The organism is Streptomyces sp. NPDC051987 (assembly GCF_040680735.1).
In the GTDB taxonomy this organism is placed as follows: domain Bacteria; phylum Actinomycetota; class Actinomycetes; order Streptomycetales; family Streptomycetaceae; genus Streptomyces.
In genome coordinates, this window is the sequence record NZ_JBFAXI010000077.1 from 1 (window position 1) to 20,342 (window position 20,342).

Here is a 20,342-nt window from a genome sequence, read left to right on the forward strand (position 1 = left end):
GCACGGTGAGGATCGCGCGGGCGCCGTCCAGAGCGGCCTGCGGGTCGGGGCCGCGCGGGCCGGGGGGGGCGGAGGCGGCGGGCGGCGCGCGCCGCGGGCCCGCCCGCCCCGCGCCCCGCCCCCCCCCGGGCCTCCGGTCAGCCGCTCACCGGAGTCCACTGGATCCGGGTGGCGCACAGGGAGACCACGACGGCCGCCGCCGCGACGACCGCGAGGCCCCACACCAGGCTGCTGGAGCTCGCCACGAAGCCGATGACCGGCGGCCCGGCGAGCAGGCCCGTGGTGCCCATGGCCGCGACCAGCGCCAGCGCCTGGGAGCCCTGTCTCGCCGCGGCCACGTAGACGCACGGGGTCACCGCGGCACAGCCGAGACCGACGCAGGCGAACCCGATGAGCGCCGCCGCCACTCCCCCGCTGACCAGGGCGAAGGCCAGTCCCGCGGCGGCGAGGGCGCTGCCGAGGAGCACGACGCGGCCGTCGCCCCAGCGGCTGCGCCAGCCGTCGGCGAAGAGGCGGGCCAGGACCATCATGCCGGAGAACACAGCGATACCCATCGGCGCCAACTCCGCGGTGGCATCGGCGACTTCGCGCAGGTAGAGGGCGGACCAGTCGTTCATGGCGCCCTCGGTGACGGTGCCGAACGCCATGGCGCAGCACATCCAGAGCGTCACGCGGGAGGGCAGGCTCCATCCGGTGCGGCTCCTGCTCCGCTGCTCCTCCGCGGGAGCCTCGTCCTCGAGCAGGTCGCGGCGGGCCAGGGCGGCCAGCAGGACGAGGACGACGGCGGCCACGCCGAAGTGCGCCGCGACGGACGAGGTGGCCGCGTTCATGCCGGAGGCGAGCAGCGCGGCGAGCAGCGAGCCGGCACTGAACGTCGCGTGCAGCCTGGCCATGGTGGTGCGGGCGTACCGGGTCTCCAGGGCCGTGCCCTGGGCGTTCATGGCCACGTTCAGGCATCCCACACCCACCCCGTCGGCCACCATGACCAGCAGGGCCACGGGATAGTCCGGTGCGAGCGCGAGGGCCAGGAGCAGCAGGGCCAGGCAGAGCGCGGAGGCCAGTGCCAGCCGGGCGGAGCCCAGCCGTCTCATGAGCACCGGCACCAGGGGGAAGGACGCCACGGCGCCGATGCCGGCCGCCATCAGCAGCACGCCGACCTCGGCCGCGGTCAGCCCGAGGTCCGCCTTGACGGCGGGGATCCGCGAGGCCCAGGTGGCGTACTGGAAGCCGAGCGAGCAGAACAGCGCGGCTATGGCCAGCCGGCTGCGCCGGAAGGGGTCACGGACAGGGGACACGCACATCAACTCGCTTCGTCGACTGGGCCGTCGTGCGGGACATGTAGACGGCGTTCGCGCCGTATCCGTCCGGACAGACGCCGGGGTGGGCGGTGAATCCGCGTGCCGACCAGAACGGTTCGCTGCGGCCGACGGCGATCAGCGAGATCCGTTCGAATCCGCGGGCGGCGGCGGCCAGGGTGAGGTGGTCGAGGAGACGCCCGCCCAGTCCCCTGCCGCGCAGCCGCTCCGCGACGACGATGTCGTGCAGGTGCAGGTTGCGGGGCGGACGGGCGGGGTCCTGGGGTTGCTCCGCCCGTCCGAGGTCCGGGTATCCGAAGGGCGGGTACGGCAGTGCCAGCACGTATCCGGCGGGCCGGGAGCCGGCGTCCAGGACGAAACAGGTCTCCGGCGAGGCGTCGGCCCTGGAGCGCAGGGCCGCGCGCCCCTCGGAGAGGCCGAGTTCCGCGTAGGCCCGGGACTCCAGCGCGGCGATGGCGTCCCAGTCGGCGTCGGTGATGGCGCGTATGCGCAGGCCGTCACCGCTCACGGGGCTCCTCCGTCGACGCAGGTGTACGGGAGCGGGGCGAAGCCGTTGAAGCCCTGGGTCGTGTAGCTGAGCGCGTAGGCGCCGCTGGAGAGCACCCAGACGGGGTCGCCGGAGGCCAGGTCGCGGGGGACCTGGACGAGGGCGTGTCCCTGCGGGTAGGCGTCGTCGCTGTCGCAGGTGGGTCCCGCCACCACGGCGGGGACGCGGTCGGCCCCGGGACGGGTGGGGAAGACCAGCGGATACTGCAGGGCGTCCATCTCGTAGAGGCCGTTGAACCTGCCGCAGCTCAGGTAGAGCCAGTACTGCCGCTCGCCGTCGGGTCCGCGCCGCTCGGCCAGGCGGGCCACCTGGGCGCGGACCGCCCCGTGGTCGGCGACGAGGTGGCGGCCCGGCTCCATGACGAACGCGAGGTGCTCGCCGTGGACCTGTCTGAGGTGGCGCATGCCCTCGCGGACGACGGCGAAGATCTTGTCCAGCGGGGGGTCCAGGGGCGTGCCGTGCCGGTCGAGGTAGCCGAGGGCCGGCAGGCCGCCGCCGAGGTTGACGTGGTCGAGGACGATGCCGCGCCGGCCCAGGGCGGTCAGGACGTCCGCCAGGCACTCGACGGCGCTGTGCCAGGCGTCGGCCGTCATCTGCTGGGAGCCGACGTGCACGGACAGCCCGGAGGGTGTCAGGCCCATGGTGGGCGCCGCCTCCAGGAGGCGTACCGCGTCCGCGGGCGAGCAGCCGAACTTGTGGCTGAGCCCCCACAGCGCGCCGTCACCGCTGGTCGCCAGCCGGCAGAACACGCGGGCTCCGGGGGCGTGGGCCGCGATGGCCGCCAGGTCCTCGACGCTGTCGGTCGCGAAGTCCCGGACGCCGAGGCGGTGGGCGTCGGCGATGTCCCGGTCGGACTTGACGGTGTTGCCGTAGTGTGTCCTGCCCACCGGCACACCGGCGCGCACCGCCTGCTCCAGTTCGCCGGGGCTCGCCCCGTCGACGCCCGCGCCCCGGCCGGCGAGGCAGTCGAGCACCTCGTCCACGGGGCAGGCCTTCATGGCGAACCGGACGTCGACGCCCGGCAGTTCGTGCCGCAAGGTGTCGTAACCGCGCCGGATTCCGGCCAGGTCGAAGAAGATCCCGTCCTCGGTGGCGCCCGCCAGGGCGGCGCGCAGGGGTGCGGAGACGTCGGTCATGGCCGCCGTCACCGCCGCTGTCCGGGCGTCCGGGGCGGGCGGGTGCGGCGGGCCGCGGCGACGAGCTGCTCCCAGCTCTCCGTCAGCAGGGCGAAGTCCTCGATGTCGCCGCGCGCTTCGTCGAGCAGGCGTTCGCGGCGCCCGACGAGGAGGTCGGCGAACTCGGCGTACCGGCCGCCGAGTTTGCGGTACGCGGTGTCGAGGACGTCCAGCCGGTGGACGTTCTCGCTCCGGTCGAGCCCCGCACTCCGTCTCGCCAGCCGGGCCACGGCGGATGCCCGCACCCGCCCCTGCGCGTCGAGCAACGAGGCGTCCGTGCGGGCCATGTGCTCGTAGACGGTGTTGAAGTAGAGCATCGACAGCAGGAACTTGACGAAGCGCAGCTGGTACGCGACGAATCCGGAGTCGGTCCGGCGTTCGCCGGTGTAGAAGTTGACGATGTTCCGGTTGTGCAGGACGCCGGGCAGGGCGGCGTCGTGGACCAGGTGGATCAGGAAGTAGTCGCTGCCGATGGTGTCGGTCGCCGGCGGCAGGGGCACGTGCTCGTGCACGCCGTGGAAGGCGATGTTGCACATGTCCACGCGCATCGGGTCGACCACGGTCAGTGTGGAGTGGTCCGCGGTGAAGGCGGCGGTCCCGGCGCCCCGGAAGGACTCGTCGACGAGGTGCCGCTTCCGCTCGGGCGACCAGTCCATGGGCGCCCACAGGCCGACCATGTCGTGGTACACGTCGGCGTCGATCCGGAGTATCTCGCCGATGTCCACGGACAGTTCGCCGACGAAGGAGCCGCCGACCATCGCGACCCGCCGGTTCATGCGGTCGGCGGCGAGCACGGTCTCGGTGACGTGGCGGGCGGCGTCGGCCGCGGGTCTGCCGAGGGACAGCAGTTCGTGGTGGACCGGGAAGACGGGCTCGCCGTCGTGGATCTGGTAGCGGCTGTCGGAGTCCCTGCGGTGCACGGACTCGCAGCCGAGCGCGGCGGCGAGCAGGAAGGCGCGGTTGGTGCAGGCGCCGTAGGAGAGGCGGGCCGGGAGCATCAGCTCCAGCAGGAGGTCGGGTTTGGTGGCCGCCGACCGGTCGATCGCCTGCCGCAGGAACTCCCGCTGCCGCGCCTCGTCGAGGTGGTGGACGACGATCCGCGGATCGTGCGGTATCCGGCGCACGGCCTCGGCGTGTTCGGCGTGGGCCGGCGCGGCGCAGGAGTCCAGGATCAGCAGGTGCACCTCGACGTCGAAGTGCCGGACGGCATGGGCCGCTTCCTCGGCCACGGCCGTGATCGTCGCCGCGCAGGGCCGGTTGGTCGGCAGGGTCAGGCAGATTCGGCGCATGTCTCTTCTCCGGCCGGCCGGTGGGCGCCGTCGAGGTCGGCCCCGGTCCAGGAGGTGAGTCCGAGCAGCCTGGCGCCGAGTTCGTCGAGGGTGGCCCTGCCGTACCGCAGGGACTCGTGCCGGGTGGCGTCGCCCAGCAGCGTCGCGTTCCAGTCGGGTGTGGCGAGGGTCCGCCACGACTCGACCCGGGACCGCCGGAGCGTTTCGTGGGACTCCAGCGCCGGCATCATCGACAGGTACTGGACCGCGCGCACGGTCCGCTCGGAGGTGTTGGGTGCCACGCCGTGCGCCAGCAGGCCGTTGAAGATGAGCAGGTCGCCGGCGGCCAGCTGCGGTCGCACCACGGGGAACTCGGCGCGGTCGATGCGGGGCCGTATCGGGTCGCGGTCCGCGGGCTGGAACGCCTTCCACTGGTCGAACCGCTTGAACAGTTCGGGGCAGCACTGGAAGCCGCCCAGTTCCGGCCGGGTGTCGGTCAGGGCGATGATCCCCTGGACCCGCTGCGGCGGCACGCCCAGGGTGGTGTCGACGTCCCAGTGCAGCTCGATGTCGAAGCCCTCCGCCGTGCCCGGGATCAGGGCCCGGTCGCGGTTCCTGATGTTGGGCGGGTTCAGGTTGAGCCGGTCGAGCGTCACCCAGAGCTCTTCGCAGTCCCAGACGTCGACGAACGCGTCGTAGACCCGGCGGGTCTGGCGGCTGTCCCAGATGAGCTGGTGGTGGTAGGCCTCGACGAAGCCGTAGATGTGCAGGTCCCGGTCCAGGTCGGAGCGGTACTCGCGCTCCTCGTACCAGGTCTCCGGGCGGTCGGGGTCCAGTCCCTGGAACTCCCAGGCGAAGTCGAGCAGCCGGCGGGCCGCGGCGGCGGGGACGGCCTGCTTCACCACCACGTAGCCGTACGTCTGCCAGTGGGCGAAGTCCTCCTCGGAGAGGACTCGCAGCGGGCGGGTCTTGGTCAGGTCCCGCAGGGGTGTCTGGGCGAGGTAGGTCTCGCCGTCCGAGCTGAAGTAGGGGATGTCCGAGAGGGCTCGATGGAGATAACGGTCAGTCGTGGGCATACGGTGCTCCACACCTCGATCTCAGGTACCGGCGGCCCGACCGGGTCGCCAACTGCGCGGAGTGAGGGGCCGGGGACCGTTGCGGCAGGGTCGCTGCACCACGGGCCGCACCAGCCCCTCTTCGAACTCGCGTGTCTCCAACTTGGACTAGACCAACTCGTCCTGTCAAACACCCCAGTCGACGCCGCGTTTCGTCAACAAAGCGCGCCGCAGGCCCACTTGACATGAGCGGCTAGCCTGACGGAGACGCATTGGTCTGTACCAACAGGAGGGCGCACGCTATGGTCTCCACCAAGCACAGCGAGGAGTTGCGACGACTGGCGCGCTCCGTCCTGCAGCCGGGGTTCGTGGGCACCGAGGCCCCCGACTGGGTGCTGCGCGAGATCGCGGACGGGCTGGCATCGGTCGTGCTCTTCTCCCGCAACATCGTCACGCCCGACCAGGTCGCCCGCCTCACCGGCCGACTTCGCGCGGAGAATCCCGAGCTGATCATCGCGATCGACGAGGAGGCCGGTGACGTCACCCGGATCGAGTCGGCGACCGGCTCCACCCGGCCGGGCAACTTCGCGCTCGGCACCGTCGACGACCCCGAGCTCACCGAGGCCGTCGCCGCCGACCTGGGCCGCCAGCTGCGCGCGGCCGGGGTGAGCCTCGACTACGCGCCGAGCGCGGACGTGAACTCCAACCCCGACAACCCGATCATCGGCGTCCGGTCCTTCGGCGTCGACGCCGAGGTGGTGGCGCGGCACACCGGCGCCTGGATCCGCGGGCTCCAGTCGGCCGGTGTGGCCGCCTGCGCCAAGCACTTCCCCGGCCACGGTGACGTCGCGGTCGACTCCCACCACGGGCTGCCCGTCTACGACGCCGACCGTGCCCGGATCGCCGAGCAGGCCCTGCCACCGTTCCGTGCCGCCGTCGACGCCGGCGTCCGCGCGGTGATGACCGGCCACCTGCTGGTCCCCGCCTACGACCCCGACCTGCCGGCCACGCTGAGCCGGCGCATCCTGGACGAACTGCTCCGAAAGGAGCTGGGGTTCGACGGCGTCGTCGTCACCGACGCGATCGAGATGGGTGCCGTGACCGGCCGCTACGGGATCGGCGGAGCCACGGTCAGGGCGGTGGCCGCCGGTGCCGACGCGGTCTGCGTCGGCGGCGAGAACGCCGACGAGGCCACCGCCGCCCTGCTGGTGAACGCCCTCGCGGACGCCGTCCTGGCGGGCGGCCTGCCGGCCGAGCGGCTCGCCGAAGCAAGCCTGCGCGTCAGGGAGTTCGCGACCTGGTCGGCGGGGCTCACCCCGGCCGGCTCCGCGGCCTGGGACGCCGATGGCATCGGTTTCGCGGCGGCGCGGCGCGCCATCCGGCTGACCGGAGCCGTGCGGCACGCCCTTCCGCTGGTCAACGCACCGCACGTGGTGGAACTGGCGCCCACCACCAACCTGGCCATCGGCAAGGAGACCCCGTGGGGGGTGGCGGCCCCGCTGGGCGAGCGGCTGCCCGGGACCACCTCCGTCCGGGTGAGCCGGGAGGAACTGCGCTCCCGCGCCGGCACGCTGGAGACGCGGGCGCTCGCGCCCGCCTCGGGACGGCCCCTGGTCGTGGTGGTGCGCGACGCCGCCCGGCACGCGTGGATGGCCCAGGCGCTCACGGAACTCGTCGCCGCCCGGCCGGACGCGATCGTCGTGGAGATGGGCCTGCCCGGCACCGTCGTCCCCTCGGCCGCCCAGATCTTCACGCACGGCGCCACGGCCGCCTCCGGAGTGGCCGCCGCGGAGGTGCTCGCGGGTGCCCTGTAGGGCAGACCCGAGGGCACATTGGTCCGGACCTTCGCGCAACTTCCTTACACACAAGGGACGTTGACGCCCACTCTGCACTTCCCTACGTTCCGAGAGCGCTCTGCCACCCGTCCGTCGAAGCAGGGAGTTCCCATGCCCTCCGCGAGCAGAACCAGCGTCCGCTCCCCGCGTCGGCCGGGGGCGGCACTCGCCACGGCCCTGTTCACCGTCCTCGTCGCGCTCGCACCCCCGGCGGCGGCCGCCGGCACCACCCCGGCGGCCCCCGTCTGCAACAAGTACTGCGACACCCGGGACCCCGGGCTCTCCCCCGGTGACCGAGCACCGGTCACGGCGAGCGTCTACTCCCGGTCGATCGTCCTGCACTTCGACGACGCCGACGCCATGGGCTGGGCCTCCCTCGACAACGGCGACCCCGGCGACGAGGTGTGGCTCGACCGGTCCTTCGACGGCGGCCGCACCTGGAGCTCGGGCAGCAGACTGGGCGACACCACCGTGCCCACCGGCCGGCGCGGCTGGCGCACGCTCATGTACAACGTGGACGACTGGAACAACCTCGGCGTCGGCGCCCTGCGCGCCTGCGGAAAGGCCGGGGACCGCGCGGAGATCGCCTGCACCCCCTGGGCCCGCACCACCTGGAACGCGGGCGAGCCGCGCACCGCCGCGGCCACCGGCCTGATGGCCTATTACGACTACGGAACCGGCCTGTTCGACACCACCGGCTGGTGGAACTCCGCGAACGCCCTGACCGCGGTCATCGACAACATCCGCGTGACGGGCATGGGCAGTTACCGGTACGCGATCGCCCGCACCTACGATCTGAACGTCGACGCGCAGGGCGGACGGTTCCGCAACGACTACCTCGACGACACCGGCTGGTGGGGCCTCGCCTGGGTGGCCGCCTACGACCTGACCGGAGACAGCCGCTACCTGGACACGGCCCGTGCCGACGCCGACCACATGGCCGACTACTGGGACGGCACCTGCGGCGGCGGAGTGTGGTGGAGCACGGCGAGGACCTACAAGAACGCGATCGCGAACTCCCTGTACATCCAGCTGAACGCGGCGCTCCACAACCGCATCCCCGGCGACACGGCCTACCTCGGCCGGGCCCGCGCCGGCTGGACCTGGTTCCAGGGCACCGGCATGGTCAACGGCTCGCACCTGGTCAACGACGGCATCGACCTGTCCACCTGCGGCAACAACGGGCAGACCGTCTGGTCGTACAACCAGGGCGTCGTCCTCGGCGCGCTCGCCGAGCTGTACCGGGCCACGGGCGACGGCGGGCTGCTCACCAGCGCCCGGCAGATCGCGGACGCCGCCACCACGACCTCCCTGCTCCACACCGCGGACGGCATCCTGCGCGACCCGTGCGAGAGCGGTGACTGCGGGGCCGACGGACCGTCCTTCAAGGGCGCCGACGTGCGCGGCCTCGGCACGCTCGACTCGGTGCTGCCGGACCACCCCTACACCGCCTACCTCAGGCGCCAGGCGGACCGCGCCTACGCGAGCGACCGCGACGCCCTGGACCAGTACGGCCTGCGCTGGTACGGCCCCCTGGACCGGACGGACGCCGCCCGCCAGCAGAGCGCCGTCGATCTGCTCGACGCGGCGTCCTGACCGGCCGGCGGCGCCCCTCGGCGCGTCGGGGTCAGGAGCCCGCGAGGAACGTGACGCGCACCTTGCGCCGCGGATTGTCCTTGTTCGTGTCGACCAGGCACACCGACTGCCAGGTGCCCAGCGCCAGGCGCCCGTCGATCACCGGGAGCGTGGCGTGCGGCGGGACGATGGCCGGGAGGACGTGGTCGCGGCCGTGGCCGGGGCTGCCGTGGCGGTGCTGCCAGCGGTCGTCGGCGGGAAGCAGGGTGTGCAGCGCGGCCAGCAGGTCGTCGTCGCTGCCCGCGCCGGTCTCGATGACCGCGATGCCGGCCGTCGCGTGCGGCGTGAAGATGTTGAGCAGGCCGTCACGGCCGTCCGCGGCCTCGCGGAGGAAGGCCTCGCAGTCGCCGGTCAGGTCGACGACCCGCTCCCGGCTCCCGGTGGCGACGTCGAGTTCTCGTGTGGTGAAGGCGTCCGACATGCCTCCATCCTGACCCATGCGCCGGGCCGGCCTGTCCGCGGCCGTGCCGGGAAGATCCACGGTCGTCCCCGCTGTTGGTAGAAGCGTGAACAATGCACGCGAGGTCGACGCAGTCGTCATCGGGGCCGGCCAGGCCGGTCTGTCCAGCGCCTACCACCTGCGGCGCACCGGCTTCGAGCCGGACCGTGACTTCGTGGTGCTCGACCGCTCCCCCGCGCCCGGCGGGGCCTGGCAGTTCCGGTGGCCGTCCCTCACGTACGGCAAGGTGCACGGGATGCACGCGCTCCCGGGCATGGAGCTGACCGGCGCCGATCCGGCGCGGCCGTCCGCCGAGGTCATCGGCGAGTACTTCGCGGAGTACGAGCGCGCCTTCGGCCTGCGGGTGCACCGGCCCGTCGAGGTCCGCGCGGTGCGCGAGGGCGAGGGCGGCCGGCTGCTGGTGGAGTCCGACCACGGCGACTGGTCGACGCGGGCGCTGATCAACGCCACCGGCACCTGGAACCGGCCGTTCTGGCCGCACTACCCGGGCCAGGAGACCTTCCGTGGACGCCAGCTGCACACCGCGCAGTACGCCGGTCCCGAGGAGTTCGCCGGCCTGCGGGTCGTGGTCGTCGGCGGCGGAGCCTCCGGCACCCAGCACCTGCTGGAGCTGGCGCCGTACGCGGCCGCCACCACCTGGGTGACCCGGCGGCCGCCGGTCTTCCGCGAGGGCCCCTTCGACGAGGGCGCGGGCCGGGCCGCGGTGGCGCTGGTGGAGGAGCGGGTACGGCAGGGGCTGCCGCCGCGGAGTGTGGTCTCGGTCACCGGGCTGCCCCTGAACGACGCGATCCGGCAGGGGCTCCAGGACGGCGTCCTGGACCGGCAGCCGATGTTCGACCGGGTCACGCCCGACGGTGTGGCCTGGGACGACGGGCGGCACGTGGAGGCCGACGTCATCCTCTGGGCCACCGGCTTCCGGGCGGCCCTGGAGCATCTGGCGCCGCTGCGGCTGCGCGAGCCGGGCGGCGGGATCAGGGTCGAGGGGACCCGCGCGGTCGCCGATCCGCGCGTCCACCTCGTCGGCTACGGCCCGTCCGCCAGCACCATCGGCGCCAACCGGGCGGGGCGGGCCGCGGTACGGGACATCAGGCGGCTGACGGCCGGCGAACCGGCCGTCGCGTGAGCGCCTGCGGCTCAGCTCGGGGACGGTGAGACCTGCGGCGACCGGTGGGTTCCGGCTTTCTGCGCGGCGTTGAAGTCGGCGACGTTGCGCTGGTGTTCGGCGTAGTCGGCGGTGAACCGTGTGTCCCCCGGCTTGACCGTGACGAAGTACAGCCAGTTGCCCGGCGGCGGGTTGAGCGCGGCACGCATCGCGTCCTCGCCCGGGTTGTCGATCGGCGTGGGCGGCAGTCCCATGCGCTGGTAGGAGTTGTACGGGCTCTCGACACGGGTGTCGTTCACCGTGGTCTTGAGGGTGCTGCGGTTGAGGGCGTAGTTGAGGGTGGAGTCCATCTGGAGCGGCATGCCGTGCTGCAGCCGGTTGAGGACCACCCGGGCCACCTTCCCCATGTCCGCCTTGTCGGCGGCCTCGGCCTGGACGATGCTGGCGATGGTCACCGCCTGGTAGACGTTCATCGCGTCGCGCGGCGCGCCGGCGGCCACGGGCGCCGCGCCGAACCTGCGGTTGGCGGTGTCGACCATGGCTCGCAGCACCGACTGCGGGGTCGCGTCCTTCTTCAGCGGATAGGTGGCCGGGAAGAGATAGCCCTCGGGGTTGCCCCCGGCGTCGCCGGGGAGTTTCAGGCCCGCGGTGCCGACGGCGCTTCTGGTGCTGCCGGCGGGGAGGGCGAGGGCCTTGTCGACGGCGTCGTAGACCTGGGAGGCGCGCCAGCCCTCCGGCACGACCAGACTGGCGGACCTGGTCGTACCGCCCGCCAGGTACACCAGGGGCACCGCCACGGCGGCACCGGCCACGACGGCGCCGGTCACGCCGAGCACGAACCTGCCCCGGCGGGTCAGCCGAATCGTCTTCCCGCGGCGGGACGCACCTCGGCTCGCGGCCGTCCGTCGACTCGGGTCCCGTGGCGGAGTGTTCATCTGCATGCGGGCACGTTAGCCCGGATACCTCCACAAACCCGACATATCTTCAGCTTGTCGATTCCGATGTGTCGGCAGGCGGTCGTGGCTGTGCGGTTCGGGCTCAGCTCGTCGGCGGTTTCGCGTGGCTGTGGTTGCGGTCGGGGCGTCTGCGCAGGGGGCGGGGCGGTGTCGCCCAGCGGGGCGGCTCGGCGGTTCCGGTCGGCTCGGCGGTTCCGGTCGGCTCGGCGGGCGTCTCCACCCGGGCGTCGCGGCGCACCAGTGCCGCGTACCGGCCGTCGAGGGACAGCAGTTCCTCGTGTGTGCCGCGTTCGGCCACCCGTCCCGAGTCGAGGACGACGATCTGGTCGGCGTCCTGGATCGTGGACAGCCGGTGGGCGATGGTGATGGTCGTCCGGTTGGCCGACAGGGCGTCGATCGCGTCCTGGACCGCGTGTTCGGTGCGGGTGTCCAGGGCGCTGGTCGCCTCGTCGAGGATGAGCACCGGCGGGTCGCGCAGGATGGTGCGGGCGATGGCGAGCCGCTGCTTCTCGCCGCCGGAGAAGCGGTGTCCGCGCTCGCCGACGACGGTGTCGTAGCCGTCGGGCAGCGAGGCGATGTGGTCGTGTATCTGGGCCGCGCGGGCGGCCGCGTGCAGTTCCTCGTCGGTGGCGTCCGGCTTGGCGAAGCGCAGGTTGTCGGCGACCGAGGCGTGGAAGAGGTACGTTTCCTGGGAGACGACGCCGACCGCGCGGGCGAGGGTGTCGAAGTCCAGGTCGCGGACGTCGACGCCGTCCAGGGTGACCCGGCCGCCGGTGACGTCGTAGAGCCGGGGAACCAGGTAGCCGAGCGTGGACTTGCCGGCGCCGGTCGGGCCGACGACGGCCAGGCCGCTGCCGGCCGGCACGGTGATGTCGATGCCGTCGAGGACGGGCCTCGCTCCGTCGTCGTGCCTGTCGTAGCGGAACTCGACCTGCTCGAAGCGGACCTCGCCCTTCACCTGGTCCAGATGGACCGGCTCGTCCCTCTCGGTGATGTCGACGGGCAGGTCGAGGTACTCGAAGATGCGCTGGAAGAGCGCGAGGGAGGTCTGGATCTGCACGCCGGTCGCCAGCAGGCTCACGGCGGGGCGGAACAGACCCTGCTGGAGGGAGACGAAGGCCACGATGGTGCCGAGCGAGATCTGCGGGCCGCCCGCCTGGAGGGCCAGGCCCGCGGTCCAGTAGATGACGGCGGGCATCGCGGCCATCACGATCGTGATCACGGCCATCCGCCAGCGGCCGGCCATGTTCGACCGCACTTCCAGGTCGACCAGTTGCTCGGACTCCTCGGCGAAGGAGGCGGTCAGCGAGTCGGCGCGGCCCATGGTGCGCCCCAGCAGGATGCCGCTGACGGAGAGCGACTCGGTGACCGTGGCGGCCATCGCGGCCATCTGCTTCTGCCGCTGGGTGGTGATCTTCTTGCGTTCGTTGCCCACCCGGCGGCTGATCCAGACGAAGAGCGGGAGCAGGACCAGCGAGACGACGGTGAGCCGCCAGTCGAGGGCGATCATCGCGACGACGGTGGCGACGACGCTGGTGAGGTTGGAGACCAGGGAGGTGGCCGTCGAGGTGACGGTGGCCTGCATGCCGCCGATGTCGTTGGCGATGCGGGACTGGACCTCGCCGGTACGGGTGCGGGTGAAGAAGGCGAGCGACATGCGCTGCAGCCGGCCGTAGACGGCGGTGCGCAGGTCGTGCATGACGCGCTGGCCGACGGTGGTCGATATCAGGGTCTGCAGGACGCCGAAGACACTGGTCAGGACGGCGCTGAGGATCATGCCCAGCGCGAGCAGGCTGAGCAGTCCGGTGCGGCCCTGCGGGATCGCGGTGTCGAGGGTCGCCTTGAGCAGGAACGGGGTGGCGACCGAGACCAGCGAGGCGGCGCCGACCAGCAGGCCGACGACCGCGAGCCGGCCGCGGTAGGGGCGGAAGAGCTTGAGGATGCGGCGCACCTGGCGGGGTTGTCCGGCCGAGGTGCCCTCGGGGGTCCAGTTGATCTCGTCTCGGGGCATGGCTCCTGCGGATGGGTGTGGTGTGTACGGACTTCACGGAGCATAGCTCACTGTTACCTATACTCACAATGAGCCTGGTCCTGATATTGTTCCCGCATGAGCACCCCCGACCCCGACGGTCCGCTCGCCGAGCAACTGCTGCGCCTCACCCGCCGGATGTGGCGCATCCAGAAGCGCCATCTGGAGGCGCGCGAACTGGGCGTCACCCCCGCCCAGTCCCGGCTGCTGCGCACCCTCGCGCACTACGACACGCCCCCGCGCATGGCCGACCTCGCCGCGCGCCTGGAAGTGGTGCCGCGCGCGGTGACGACGCTGGTCGACGGCCTGGAGGCGAGCGGCAAGGTGCGCCGGGTGCCGGATGCCACGAACCGCCGGGTGACCCGGATCGAGATCACGGACGAGGGCCACGAGACCCTGCGGGAGCTGCGTGCGGCACGCAGGTCCGCCGCCGCGGAGATCCTGGCTCCGCTCTCGGCGGAGCAGCGGGAGATGCTGGGCGGCCTGCTGGACACCCTGGTCGACGGTCCGGTGGTGGCGGCGAAGCACTGCTGAGGCGTGCCGAGGCGGCTCCCCCGGCCTGTCCGCCAGGGGGAGCCGCCGCCGCTCAGCAGCCGCGGCGATCCACCGTGAGCACCCCCTGTTCGGTGGCCAGCGCGCGGTCGTAGCAGCCGTCGGAGCCGTACAGCCGGTAGCGCTCGCTCGACGTGCCGACCGCGTGCCGTTGGTCGCGCGGCACGTTCAGGGTGTACGTGGCGTCACCGCGGTAGGCGTCGTCGAGCCGGGACCAGCCGCCGCCGGACCGCCTGACCGCCGCCCGGTCGCCGAGGGCGAGTTCGGTGCGCAGCCGGTCGTCGGTGCCGATGGTGGTGGCGCCGTTCATCGTGTACGTCCGGTCGGTGCGGGTCGTCCGGGGCACGCCGCCCGCCTGCACCGTGACGCGCTGGTCGTCCGTCCAGGTGGCGTCGAGCGCGTCCGTCGTCTCGCCGTCGTTCCAGCGGTGCGCGGAGGTGTGGGCCAGCGTGCGGCGGACGGTGGTGGTCACCCGGCCGTGCGAGGTGTCGACGTATCCGGAGACGGTGAGCCGGTGCCCGGCGTCCGTGTCGACCCGGTACTCCCCCGCACCCGGGGTGTAGACCGAGGAGTTGACGGGGTCGGAGGCTCTGGCCCCGGTGAGACCGCCGGTGACGCGGGCCCGGTGCGCGTCCTGCCAGACCAGCACGTTCACGGCGGTGCTCCAGCCGGCCTGGCCCTCGGGGACGCCGGCGACGGAGATCTCGACCTGGTGCGGGCGGCCGTCGTCGAGGAGCCCGGCGAACGGCGTCAGGTCGTACTCGATCGGCTTGACGTCGAAGGCGCGCGGGCCCGGGATGACGTACCAGAGGAACGGATCGGACCAGCCGCCGGTCCACACGTTCGGGAACGGCGCGGCGATCCCGGCCAGTTGGCCGTCGACCCTGATCTGCACCTCCCGGTAGGGCCCCTTGTCCGCCTTGCAGGAGTACGACGCCGGGTCGGCCACGGTCAGGTACCAGAACTCCTCGCAGCCGCCGCCGGATCCGGTGGCGTACACCTCGGCGACGACGCGTTCGCTGTTGCGCGGGGTGGTGAGGGTGGTGCCGCCGGCCAGGGTGAGCACCTGGTCCGGGACGGCGGCCGCCGGACGTCCCGCGTAGAAGGTGAGCGTGACCTTGACGTCGATGACGCCGGTGTAGGTGTCGTCGACAACGTTGCCGATCAGCATCTCGACGTCCTGGGGGCCGCGGAAGGTGTGGCTGTAGCGGGTGACGTCCTTCTCGACGTGCCACTCGATGCCGTCCGGCGAGGGCTCGGGGGTGGTGGTGCGCAGCACCACCACCCCGCCGACGTGCAGATAGCCCAGTCGGTCGTACTGACGGCCCTTCACCTTGCCGTCCAGCCGCAGCACGACCCTGCTCCAGCGGTCGCCGCAGCCCTGCGGCGGTGTGTACGTGCCGCGGTACGGTGTGAAGTCGCGGAACTGCGCCTCGGCCAGGGTGACCCGGCAGGACCTGGTCCCCGTGGGCACGGGGACCGGCGGGGCCGCGGTCACCGGGTCGTGCCAGTCGGTGCCGAACTCCGCCGGGATGTCGGCGGCTCGGGCGGCGGGGGCACCCGTGCCGAGGAGCGCGCTCGCCACCAGGGCGACTCCCGCGAGCATGGACATGACGATCCGTCTTCTCATGGCCGGTGTTCTACGGGGAGTTGACCGCCGGCGCAATGACGGGATCGACCGGGGGCCTGCCGATCAGCCACCGGGTCCGGCCGGCCACCCGGAACGACTGCTCACCGCCCGTCACGAGGCGACACACACCGCAGTACATATGGTGCTATGAGCGGATCATCCTGTCACAGTGCTGGCATGGAGATCATGACCGCTCGCGCCCTGCGTGTCGCCCTCGCGCTCACCGGAGCCGTCGCCCTCACCGGCACCGGCTGCTGCGCCGGTGTCCCGCACCGGGTCCACGGCTCCGCCGCCGCCGGCGCCTCCGCCGCCCCGAGGGACTCCGCCCCGTCCCCCGGCGCACCCGGCATCGGCGACCCGCTGATGCCGCTGGACGGCAACGGCGGCTACACCGTCCGCCGTTACACCCTCGACCTCGACTGGCGGGCCCCCGAGACCCCCTTCCCCGCCGGCACCACCATCGCCGCCACCGCCACCCAGGCCCTGTCCCGCTTCGACCTGGACTTCGCCGGCAACACACTGCACCGGGTCACCGTCGACGGCACACCCGCCGCCGCCCGGCGCGACGGCGACGAACTGGTCGTCACACCCGCCCGGCCGATCCCGCGCGGCGCCGCCTTCACCGTCCGCGTCGCCTACACCGCCGACCCCACCCAGCGGCGGCGACGCGGCGACGCGATCCGCGAGTACGGCTGGGTACCGACCCCCGACGGCACCGTGGTCTGCGCACAGCCCGACGGCGCCAAGATGATCTTCCCGGCCGACGACCACCCCAGCCTCCGGGCGCCCGTCACCTTCCACATCACCACCCCGCCCGGTCTGAGCGCGGTGGCCAACGGCCGGCTGGTCGAACGCCTCCGGCGGCCCGACGGGCGGATGCAGTGGACGTACGACTCCGAGGAACCCATCGCGGCACAGCTGATCCAGCTGGCGATCGGGAAGTTCACGTTCGTCGCAGGCCGGGGGACGGGCGGGCCGGCCGTGCGGGACGTGGTGCCGGACGACCTGGTCGCGGACACCGAGGCCGCACGCTCGCTCACCCCGGAGCACCTCGCCTGGCTGGAACAGCGACTCGGCCCGTACCCGTTCCGCCGCTACGGCGTGCTGGTCGGGGACACCGACCTGCCGGTGGCACTGGAGACGCAGTCGCTGTCCCTCGTACCGAAGGACGACCTGCTGGGCGACCGCGTCGACGCGGAGCGCAATCTCGTCCACGAGCTGACCCACCACTGGACGGGTGACAGCGTCGCCGTCCGGCGGTGGTCCGACCTGTGGCTGAGTGAGGGTCATGCCCGTTACTACGAACGGCTGTACTCCGACGAGCACGGCGGCGTCGACATGGAGGACGCCATGCGGGCGGCGTACGAGCAGCACGACCAGTGGCGCCACGACGACGGAGCCCCGGCCGAGCCCACGGAGCCGACGCTGTTCAAGGTGATGCGCTACGACGGTTCCGCGCTGGTGCTGTACGCCCTGCGGGAGAAGGTCGGTGCCGCCACGTTCGACCGGATCGAACGCACCTGGGTGAGCCGCTACCGGGGGCGCGCGGCCGGCACCCGGGACTTCGTCGCGCTCGCCTCCGAGGTCGCGGGGCACGATCTGACGCCCTTTCTGACGCCGTGGCTTTACGGGCCCGACACGCCGCCGATGCCGGGTCATCCCGACTGGCAGGTGGACCCGGTAGAGGACTGAGCCCGTGCGGCGGGCGTCCGCCGCCGGACGCCGAGCCGTTGCCCGCCGACCGGGTGGCCTCCGCCGGGGCGCTGGGCCACCCGGTCGACGCTCGGCGCGCCGTGCCGCGCCGGGCACGGAAACGTACGAGGGGTGACGTGAAGGACAACCTCCTTGCCCTGGTTGCGACGAGCGTGCTTGGAGACCCTCAGCAAGCGGTTGGAGACCCTCTGGTATGAGAAGAACTGTCGCTCCACGTGTGCCCGGTGCCCTCCGCACGTGCCGTCTGACGGCCTGCCTGATCGCGACGGCCGCGCTGCTGCCACCGCTGCTGATCCTCCCGGCGTCCGGTGCCGACGACCCGGACGACCAGCGTCTGCAGAACGCCTTCACGGATGCCGCGCGCGAGTTCCACGTGCCCCGCAGCGTGCTCATGAGCGTGTCCTACATGCAGTCGCGCTGGGACACCCACCCGGGGACGCCCAGCGTCGCGGGGGGCTACGGGCCGATGCACCTGCTGGACACCGACCGCGCAGCAACGCCGGCCGCGGGCCGGCCGGGGTCGAACGGCCGCGGGTCCGGCCGGCCGGCGGCCGGGGCGTCCGCCGCGGGCGGTCACGCCGTGCAGCCCGCCGACCTGCAGCACGCCGCACGGCTGATCAAGGTCCCCGCCGGAGAGCTGCGGACGGACGCGGTGGCCAACGTCCGCGGCGGCGCGGCGCTGCTGGCCGCCGTGCAACGGCACCTCGGCAAGCCGCTCAGCACCGACCCGGAGGACTGGTGGCAGGCGGTGGAACGTTTCCCCGGTACGCGTGACGTCACGGCGGCGACGACCTACGCCGACGACGTCTTCGGCCTGATCCGCCGGGGCGCCCACCGCACCACCGCCGAAGGACAGGAGGTCACCCTCCCCGCCACCCCGGGGGTCCGCGCGCACCCCGGGCCGCCCGCCCCCAAACGGCCGAAGAACGTCGAGTGCCCGCCCGAACTGGCCTGCGACTGGCTCGCCGCACCCTACGAGGAGATCGACGACGACGGCGACTACGGCAACCACGACCTCGCCGACCGGCCTCGGGACCAGCGGATCGAGTACATCGTCATCCACGACACGGAGTCGAAGCTGCCCAACATGTTCCAGACCGTGCAGGACCCGACGGAGGCGTCCTGGCACTACTCCGTCCGCTCCAGCGACGGCCACGTCACCCAGCACGTCAGGACCAAGGACGAGGCCTGGCACTCCGGCAGCAAGTTCGTCAACGCCCGCTCGATCGGCGTCGAACACGAGGGTTTCCTCGCCCACCCCGGGACCTGGTACACCGAGCAGATGTACCGGTCCTCGGCCCGGCTGGTGCGCTTCCTGGCGAAGAAGTACGGCGTCCCGATGGACCGGCAGCACATCTTCGGCCACGACAACGTGCCCTCCCCGACCGGCGAGAGCATCCCCGAGATGCACGAGGACCCGGGGCCGTTCTGGGACTGGCGGCACTACTTCGACCTGCTCGGCGCACCGCTGAGGGCCACGGCCGGACCGGACAGCCCCATGGTGATGATCCTGCCGGACTACGCCACCCACAAACCGCGGTACACCGGGTGCGACGGCGACGGCACACGGTGCGCACCGCACGGCTCCAGCGCCGTCCGCCTGTACACCCGGCCGGACGTCAAGGCCCCGCTGATCCAGGACCCGGGCCGCAGGCCGGACGGCGACCCGTCCACGGAGGACGTGAGCGACCTGGGTTCGCGGGTCTCCACCGGCCAGGTCTTCGCCGTGGCCGACCGCCACGGCGAGTGGACGGCGATCTGGTACCAGGGCCACAAGGCGTGGTTCGAGAACCCCGTCGCGCACCCGACGGCGGTCGGCGCGAGCGGCCGCATGGTGACGCCGAAGCAGGGCCTGGACGAGATCCCGGTGTTCGGGCGCGCCCTCCCCGAGGAGGAGGCCTACCCGGACGGGATGGAGGAGGAGGACGAGTTGCCGCTGCCGTACAGCCTGCGGGCCGGTCAGCGGTACGTGACGCAGTCCGTCGTCGGCGGCTCCTACGTCGACCGGTCCACCTTCTCGGACACGCCGCAGCCCGTGGTGCTGGGCCGGAAGAGGTACTACGAGATCCAGTTCGGCCACCGGCTCGCCTACGTCCGGGCGGACGACGTGGACGTGCTGGACGCGCCCGCCGGAACGGCCGACCCGTCCGGGAGCGGGGCCGTGCCGGGCGGCCGGTGAGCCCGGCGGCGGGCCCGGGGCGGTGCTAGGACAGCAGGGTCGGGCGGTCCCCCATCACCACCACCGGGTCGAGGGCCGGGTCGAGCGTGCGCAGGAGGTGCTCCATGGCCTGTCCGGGCAGGCCGATGCAGGCCGAGGTGCCGCTGCCGTGGTCGAGGTGCAGCCAGATGCCGCCGCCCTTGCCGTCGCCCCAGGGGTGGGTGGTGTCGTGCGGCGGTGTGCCCCGCAGGCGGTTGTAGTCGATCGCGATGACGTAGTCGAAGTCGTGCCGGTACGCCGGGCTCCAGGAGCGCGGGGGCGCGTAGAGGTCCCGGCCCTGCTCGTAGGAGAGCCGGGTGCCCGGATCGGGGAGCACCCCGCCGGCGTCGGTCACGGTGAACACGCCCACCGGACTGCGCCCGTCACCGGCGAAGTGGTCGGTGGTCCAGCCGGACCGCCCGTTGTGCGCGGGCCAGCTGCCCACCGGCCGCCAGCCGGCGCCGTCCCGGGTGTCCTGGGCGGCCCAGGCGTCCCGGGCGCCGCGGGTGTCCCTCGTGTAGAGCACGACCGTGGAGTCGGCCGAGTCCCTGTCCTCGCCGTACACGGCGACGACCTGGGCGGAGTCGGCGGGGATCGCCGAGCGCAGCAGCTCCCCCACGCCCGGGAGCCCGCCCGGATCCCCGGCGGGCGCGGCCCGGTCCTGCTGACCGGCCGGAACCGCTCCGGCGGCTCGTGGAGCTCCCTGCGGCCTGGCTCGGGCGGGCGGCCCCGGCAGGCCGTTCTTCGCGCCACCGCCCGGTGACGCCTGACAGGCGCTCAGGGTCACCAGGACGGCTCCGAGGACCGCCATCGCCGTGCCGGTCGCCCGCCGGACGCTCTTGATCTGCACCTTGCCACCCTGAAACCGCATA

16 protein-coding genes are annotated in these 20,342 nt (G+C 72.8%); 6 read left to right on the forward strand and 10 right to left on the reverse strand.

Features of this window, described 5'->3' with window-relative positions:
- Window positions 1-137: 137 nt before the first annotated feature.
- Genes AB0M11_RS30800 through AB0M11_RS30820 form a run of 5 tightly spaced genes read right to left on the reverse strand, consistent with a single transcriptional unit; the run spans window position 138 to window position 5,382 of the window.
- Window positions 138-1,295: an MFS transporter gene (locus tag AB0M11_RS30800; RefSeq protein WP_365711251.1), complete on the reverse strand. Its 1,158-nt coding sequence runs from the start codon at window positions 1,293-1,295 to the stop codon at window positions 138-140.
- A complete protein-coding gene (locus AB0M11_RS30805) occupies window positions 1,279-1,824 on the reverse strand; it encodes a GNAT family N-acetyltransferase (protein ID WP_365711253.1) in 546 nt (181 codons plus the stop codon). The genes AB0M11_RS30800 and AB0M11_RS30805 overlap by 17 nt, the downstream gene beginning before the upstream one ends.
- Complete coding sequence (locus tag AB0M11_RS30810) at window positions 1,821-2,999, reverse strand: type III PLP-dependent enzyme (RefSeq protein ID WP_365711255.1); 1,179 nt, start codon at window positions 2,997-2,999, stop codon at window positions 1,821-1,823. Before AB0M11_RS30810 ends, AB0M11_RS30805 begins: the two co-directional genes overlap by 4 nt.
- Before the next feature lie 8 nt (window positions 3,000-3,007).
- A complete protein-coding gene (locus AB0M11_RS30815) occupies window positions 3,008-4,327 on the reverse strand; it encodes a DUF6271 family protein (RefSeq protein ID WP_365711257.1) in 1,320 nt (439 codons plus the stop codon).
- A complete protein-coding gene (locus AB0M11_RS30820; RefSeq protein WP_365711259.1) occupies window positions 4,309-5,382 on the reverse strand; it encodes a phytanoyl-CoA dioxygenase family protein in 1,074 nt (357 codons plus the stop codon). Before AB0M11_RS30820 ends, AB0M11_RS30815 begins: the two co-directional genes overlap by 19 nt.
- A gap of 281 nt (window positions 5,383-5,663) precedes the next feature.
- On the opposite strand from AB0M11_RS30820, the gene AB0M11_RS30825 reads away from it, so the two are divergent.
- Window positions 5,664-7,175 (forward strand): glycoside hydrolase family 3 protein, encoded by a 1,512-nt coding sequence (locus AB0M11_RS30825; protein ID WP_365711261.1) that lies wholly within the window; start codon window positions 5,664-5,666, stop codon window positions 7,173-7,175.
- Between the two features lie 132 nt (window positions 7,176-7,307).
- Entirely contained in the window at window positions 7,308-8,792 is a 1,485-nt protein-coding gene (locus AB0M11_RS30830) for a glycoside hydrolase family 76 protein (protein ID WP_365711263.1), read from the forward strand.
- A gap of 31 nt (window positions 8,793-8,823) precedes the next feature.
- On the opposite strand, the gene AB0M11_RS30835 is transcribed toward AB0M11_RS30830, so the two are convergent.
- Window positions 8,824-9,252: a secondary thiamine-phosphate synthase enzyme YjbQ gene (locus AB0M11_RS30835; protein WP_365711265.1), complete on the reverse strand. Its 429-nt coding sequence runs from the start codon at window positions 9,250-9,252 to the stop codon at window positions 8,824-8,826.
- Window positions 9,253-9,337: 85 nt separating this feature from the next.
- Here AB0M11_RS30835 and AB0M11_RS30840 point away from each other — a divergent pair, with 85 nt between their 5' ends.
- Window positions 9,338-10,414, forward strand: coding sequence for an NAD(P)-binding domain-containing protein (locus AB0M11_RS30840; RefSeq protein WP_365711267.1), 1,077 nt, complete (start codon window positions 9,338-9,340; stop codon window positions 10,412-10,414).
- Window positions 10,415-10,425: 11 nt separating this feature from the next.
- On the opposite strand, the gene mltG is transcribed toward AB0M11_RS30840, so the two are convergent.
- Both mltG and AB0M11_RS30850 read right to left on the reverse strand, forming a co-directional pair.
- A complete protein-coding gene (gene mltG, locus AB0M11_RS30845) occupies window positions 10,426-11,220 on the reverse strand; it encodes an endolytic transglycosylase MltG (RefSeq protein WP_365711269.1) in 795 nt (264 codons plus the stop codon).
- Window positions 11,221-11,431: 211 nt separating this feature from the next.
- On the reverse strand, window positions 11,432-13,360 hold the full coding sequence (locus tag AB0M11_RS30850; RefSeq protein ID WP_365711271.1) for an ABC transporter ATP-binding protein: 1,929 nt from the start codon (window positions 13,358-13,360) through the stop codon (window positions 11,432-11,434).
- A gap of 96 nt (window positions 13,361-13,456) precedes the next feature.
- On the opposite strand from AB0M11_RS30850, the gene AB0M11_RS30855 reads away from it, so the two are divergent.
- Window positions 13,457-13,912 (forward strand): MarR family transcriptional regulator, encoded by a 456-nt coding sequence (locus AB0M11_RS30855; protein WP_365711273.1) that lies wholly within the window; start codon window positions 13,457-13,459, stop codon window positions 13,910-13,912.
- Between the two features lie 52 nt (window positions 13,913-13,964).
- On the opposite strand, the gene AB0M11_RS30860 is transcribed toward AB0M11_RS30855, so the two are convergent.
- Window positions 13,965-15,560, reverse strand: a complete 1,596-nt coding sequence (locus AB0M11_RS30860) for a peptide-N4-asparagine amidase (RefSeq protein WP_365711275.1) — start codon at window positions 15,558-15,560, stop codon at window positions 13,965-13,967.
- Window positions 15,561-15,737: 177 nt separating this feature from the next.
- On the opposite strand from AB0M11_RS30860, the gene AB0M11_RS30865 reads away from it, so the two are divergent.
- Window positions 15,738-17,252, forward strand: coding sequence for a M1 family metallopeptidase (locus tag AB0M11_RS30865; RefSeq protein ID WP_365711277.1), 1,515 nt, complete (start codon window positions 15,738-15,740; stop codon window positions 17,250-17,252).
- A gap of 238 nt (window positions 17,253-17,490) precedes the next feature.
- Window positions 17,491-19,452, forward strand: a complete 1,962-nt coding sequence (locus AB0M11_RS30870; protein ID WP_365711279.1) for a peptidoglycan recognition family protein — start codon at window positions 17,491-17,493, stop codon at window positions 19,450-19,452.
- A gap of 25 nt (window positions 19,453-19,477) precedes the next feature.
- Here AB0M11_RS30870 and AB0M11_RS30875 read toward each other — a convergent pair whose 3' ends face one another.
- Complete coding sequence (locus tag AB0M11_RS30875) at window positions 19,478-20,341, reverse strand: L,D-transpeptidase family protein (protein ID WP_365711281.1); 864 nt, start codon at window positions 20,339-20,341, stop codon at window positions 19,478-19,480.
- Between the last annotated feature and the right edge of the window lies 1 nt (window position 20,342).

What these genes read in the sequence shown, in the direction of transcription:
- AB0M11_RS30830 (WP_365711263.1), top strand. Translation starts at nt 7,308, where the DNA reads ATGCCCTCCGCGAGCAGAACCAGCGTCCGCTCCCCGCGTCGGCCGGGG.
- AB0M11_RS30850 (WP_365711271.1), bottom strand. Translation starts at nt 13,360, where the DNA reads ATGCCCCGAGACGAGATCAACTGGACCCCCGAGGGCACCTCGGCCGGA.
- AB0M11_RS30810 (WP_365711255.1), bottom strand. Translation starts at nt 2,999, where the DNA reads ATGACCGACGTCTCCGCACCCCTGCGCGCCGCCCTGGCGGGCGCCACC.
- AB0M11_RS30875 (WP_365711281.1), bottom strand. Translation starts at nt 20,341, where the DNA reads ATGCGGTTTCAGGGTGGCAAGGTGCAGATCAAGAGCGTCCGGCGGGCG.
- AB0M11_RS30835 (WP_365711265.1), bottom strand. Translation starts at nt 9,252, where the DNA reads ATGTCGGACGCCTTCACCACACGAGAACTCGACGTCGCCACCGGGAGC.
- AB0M11_RS30860 (WP_365711275.1), bottom strand. Translation starts at nt 15,560, where the DNA reads ATGAGAAGACGGATCGTCATGTCCATGCTCGCGGGAGTCGCCCTGGTG.
- AB0M11_RS30820 (WP_365711259.1), bottom strand. Translation starts at nt 5,382, where the DNA reads ATGCCCACGACTGACCGTTATCTCCATCGAGCCCTCTCGGACATCCCC.
- AB0M11_RS30855 (WP_365711273.1), top strand. Translation starts at nt 13,457, where the DNA reads ATGAGCACCCCCGACCCCGACGGTCCGCTCGCCGAGCAACTGCTGCGC.
- AB0M11_RS30865 (WP_365711277.1), top strand. Translation starts at nt 15,738, where the DNA reads ATGGAGATCATGACCGCTCGCGCCCTGCGTGTCGCCCTCGCGCTCACC.
- AB0M11_RS30825 (WP_365711261.1), top strand. Translation starts at nt 5,664, where the DNA reads ATGGTCTCCACCAAGCACAGCGAGGAGTTGCGACGACTGGCGCGCTCC.
- AB0M11_RS30815 (WP_365711257.1), bottom strand. Translation starts at nt 4,327, where the DNA reads ATGCGCCGAATCTGCCTGACCCTGCCGACCAACCGGCCCTGCGCGGCG.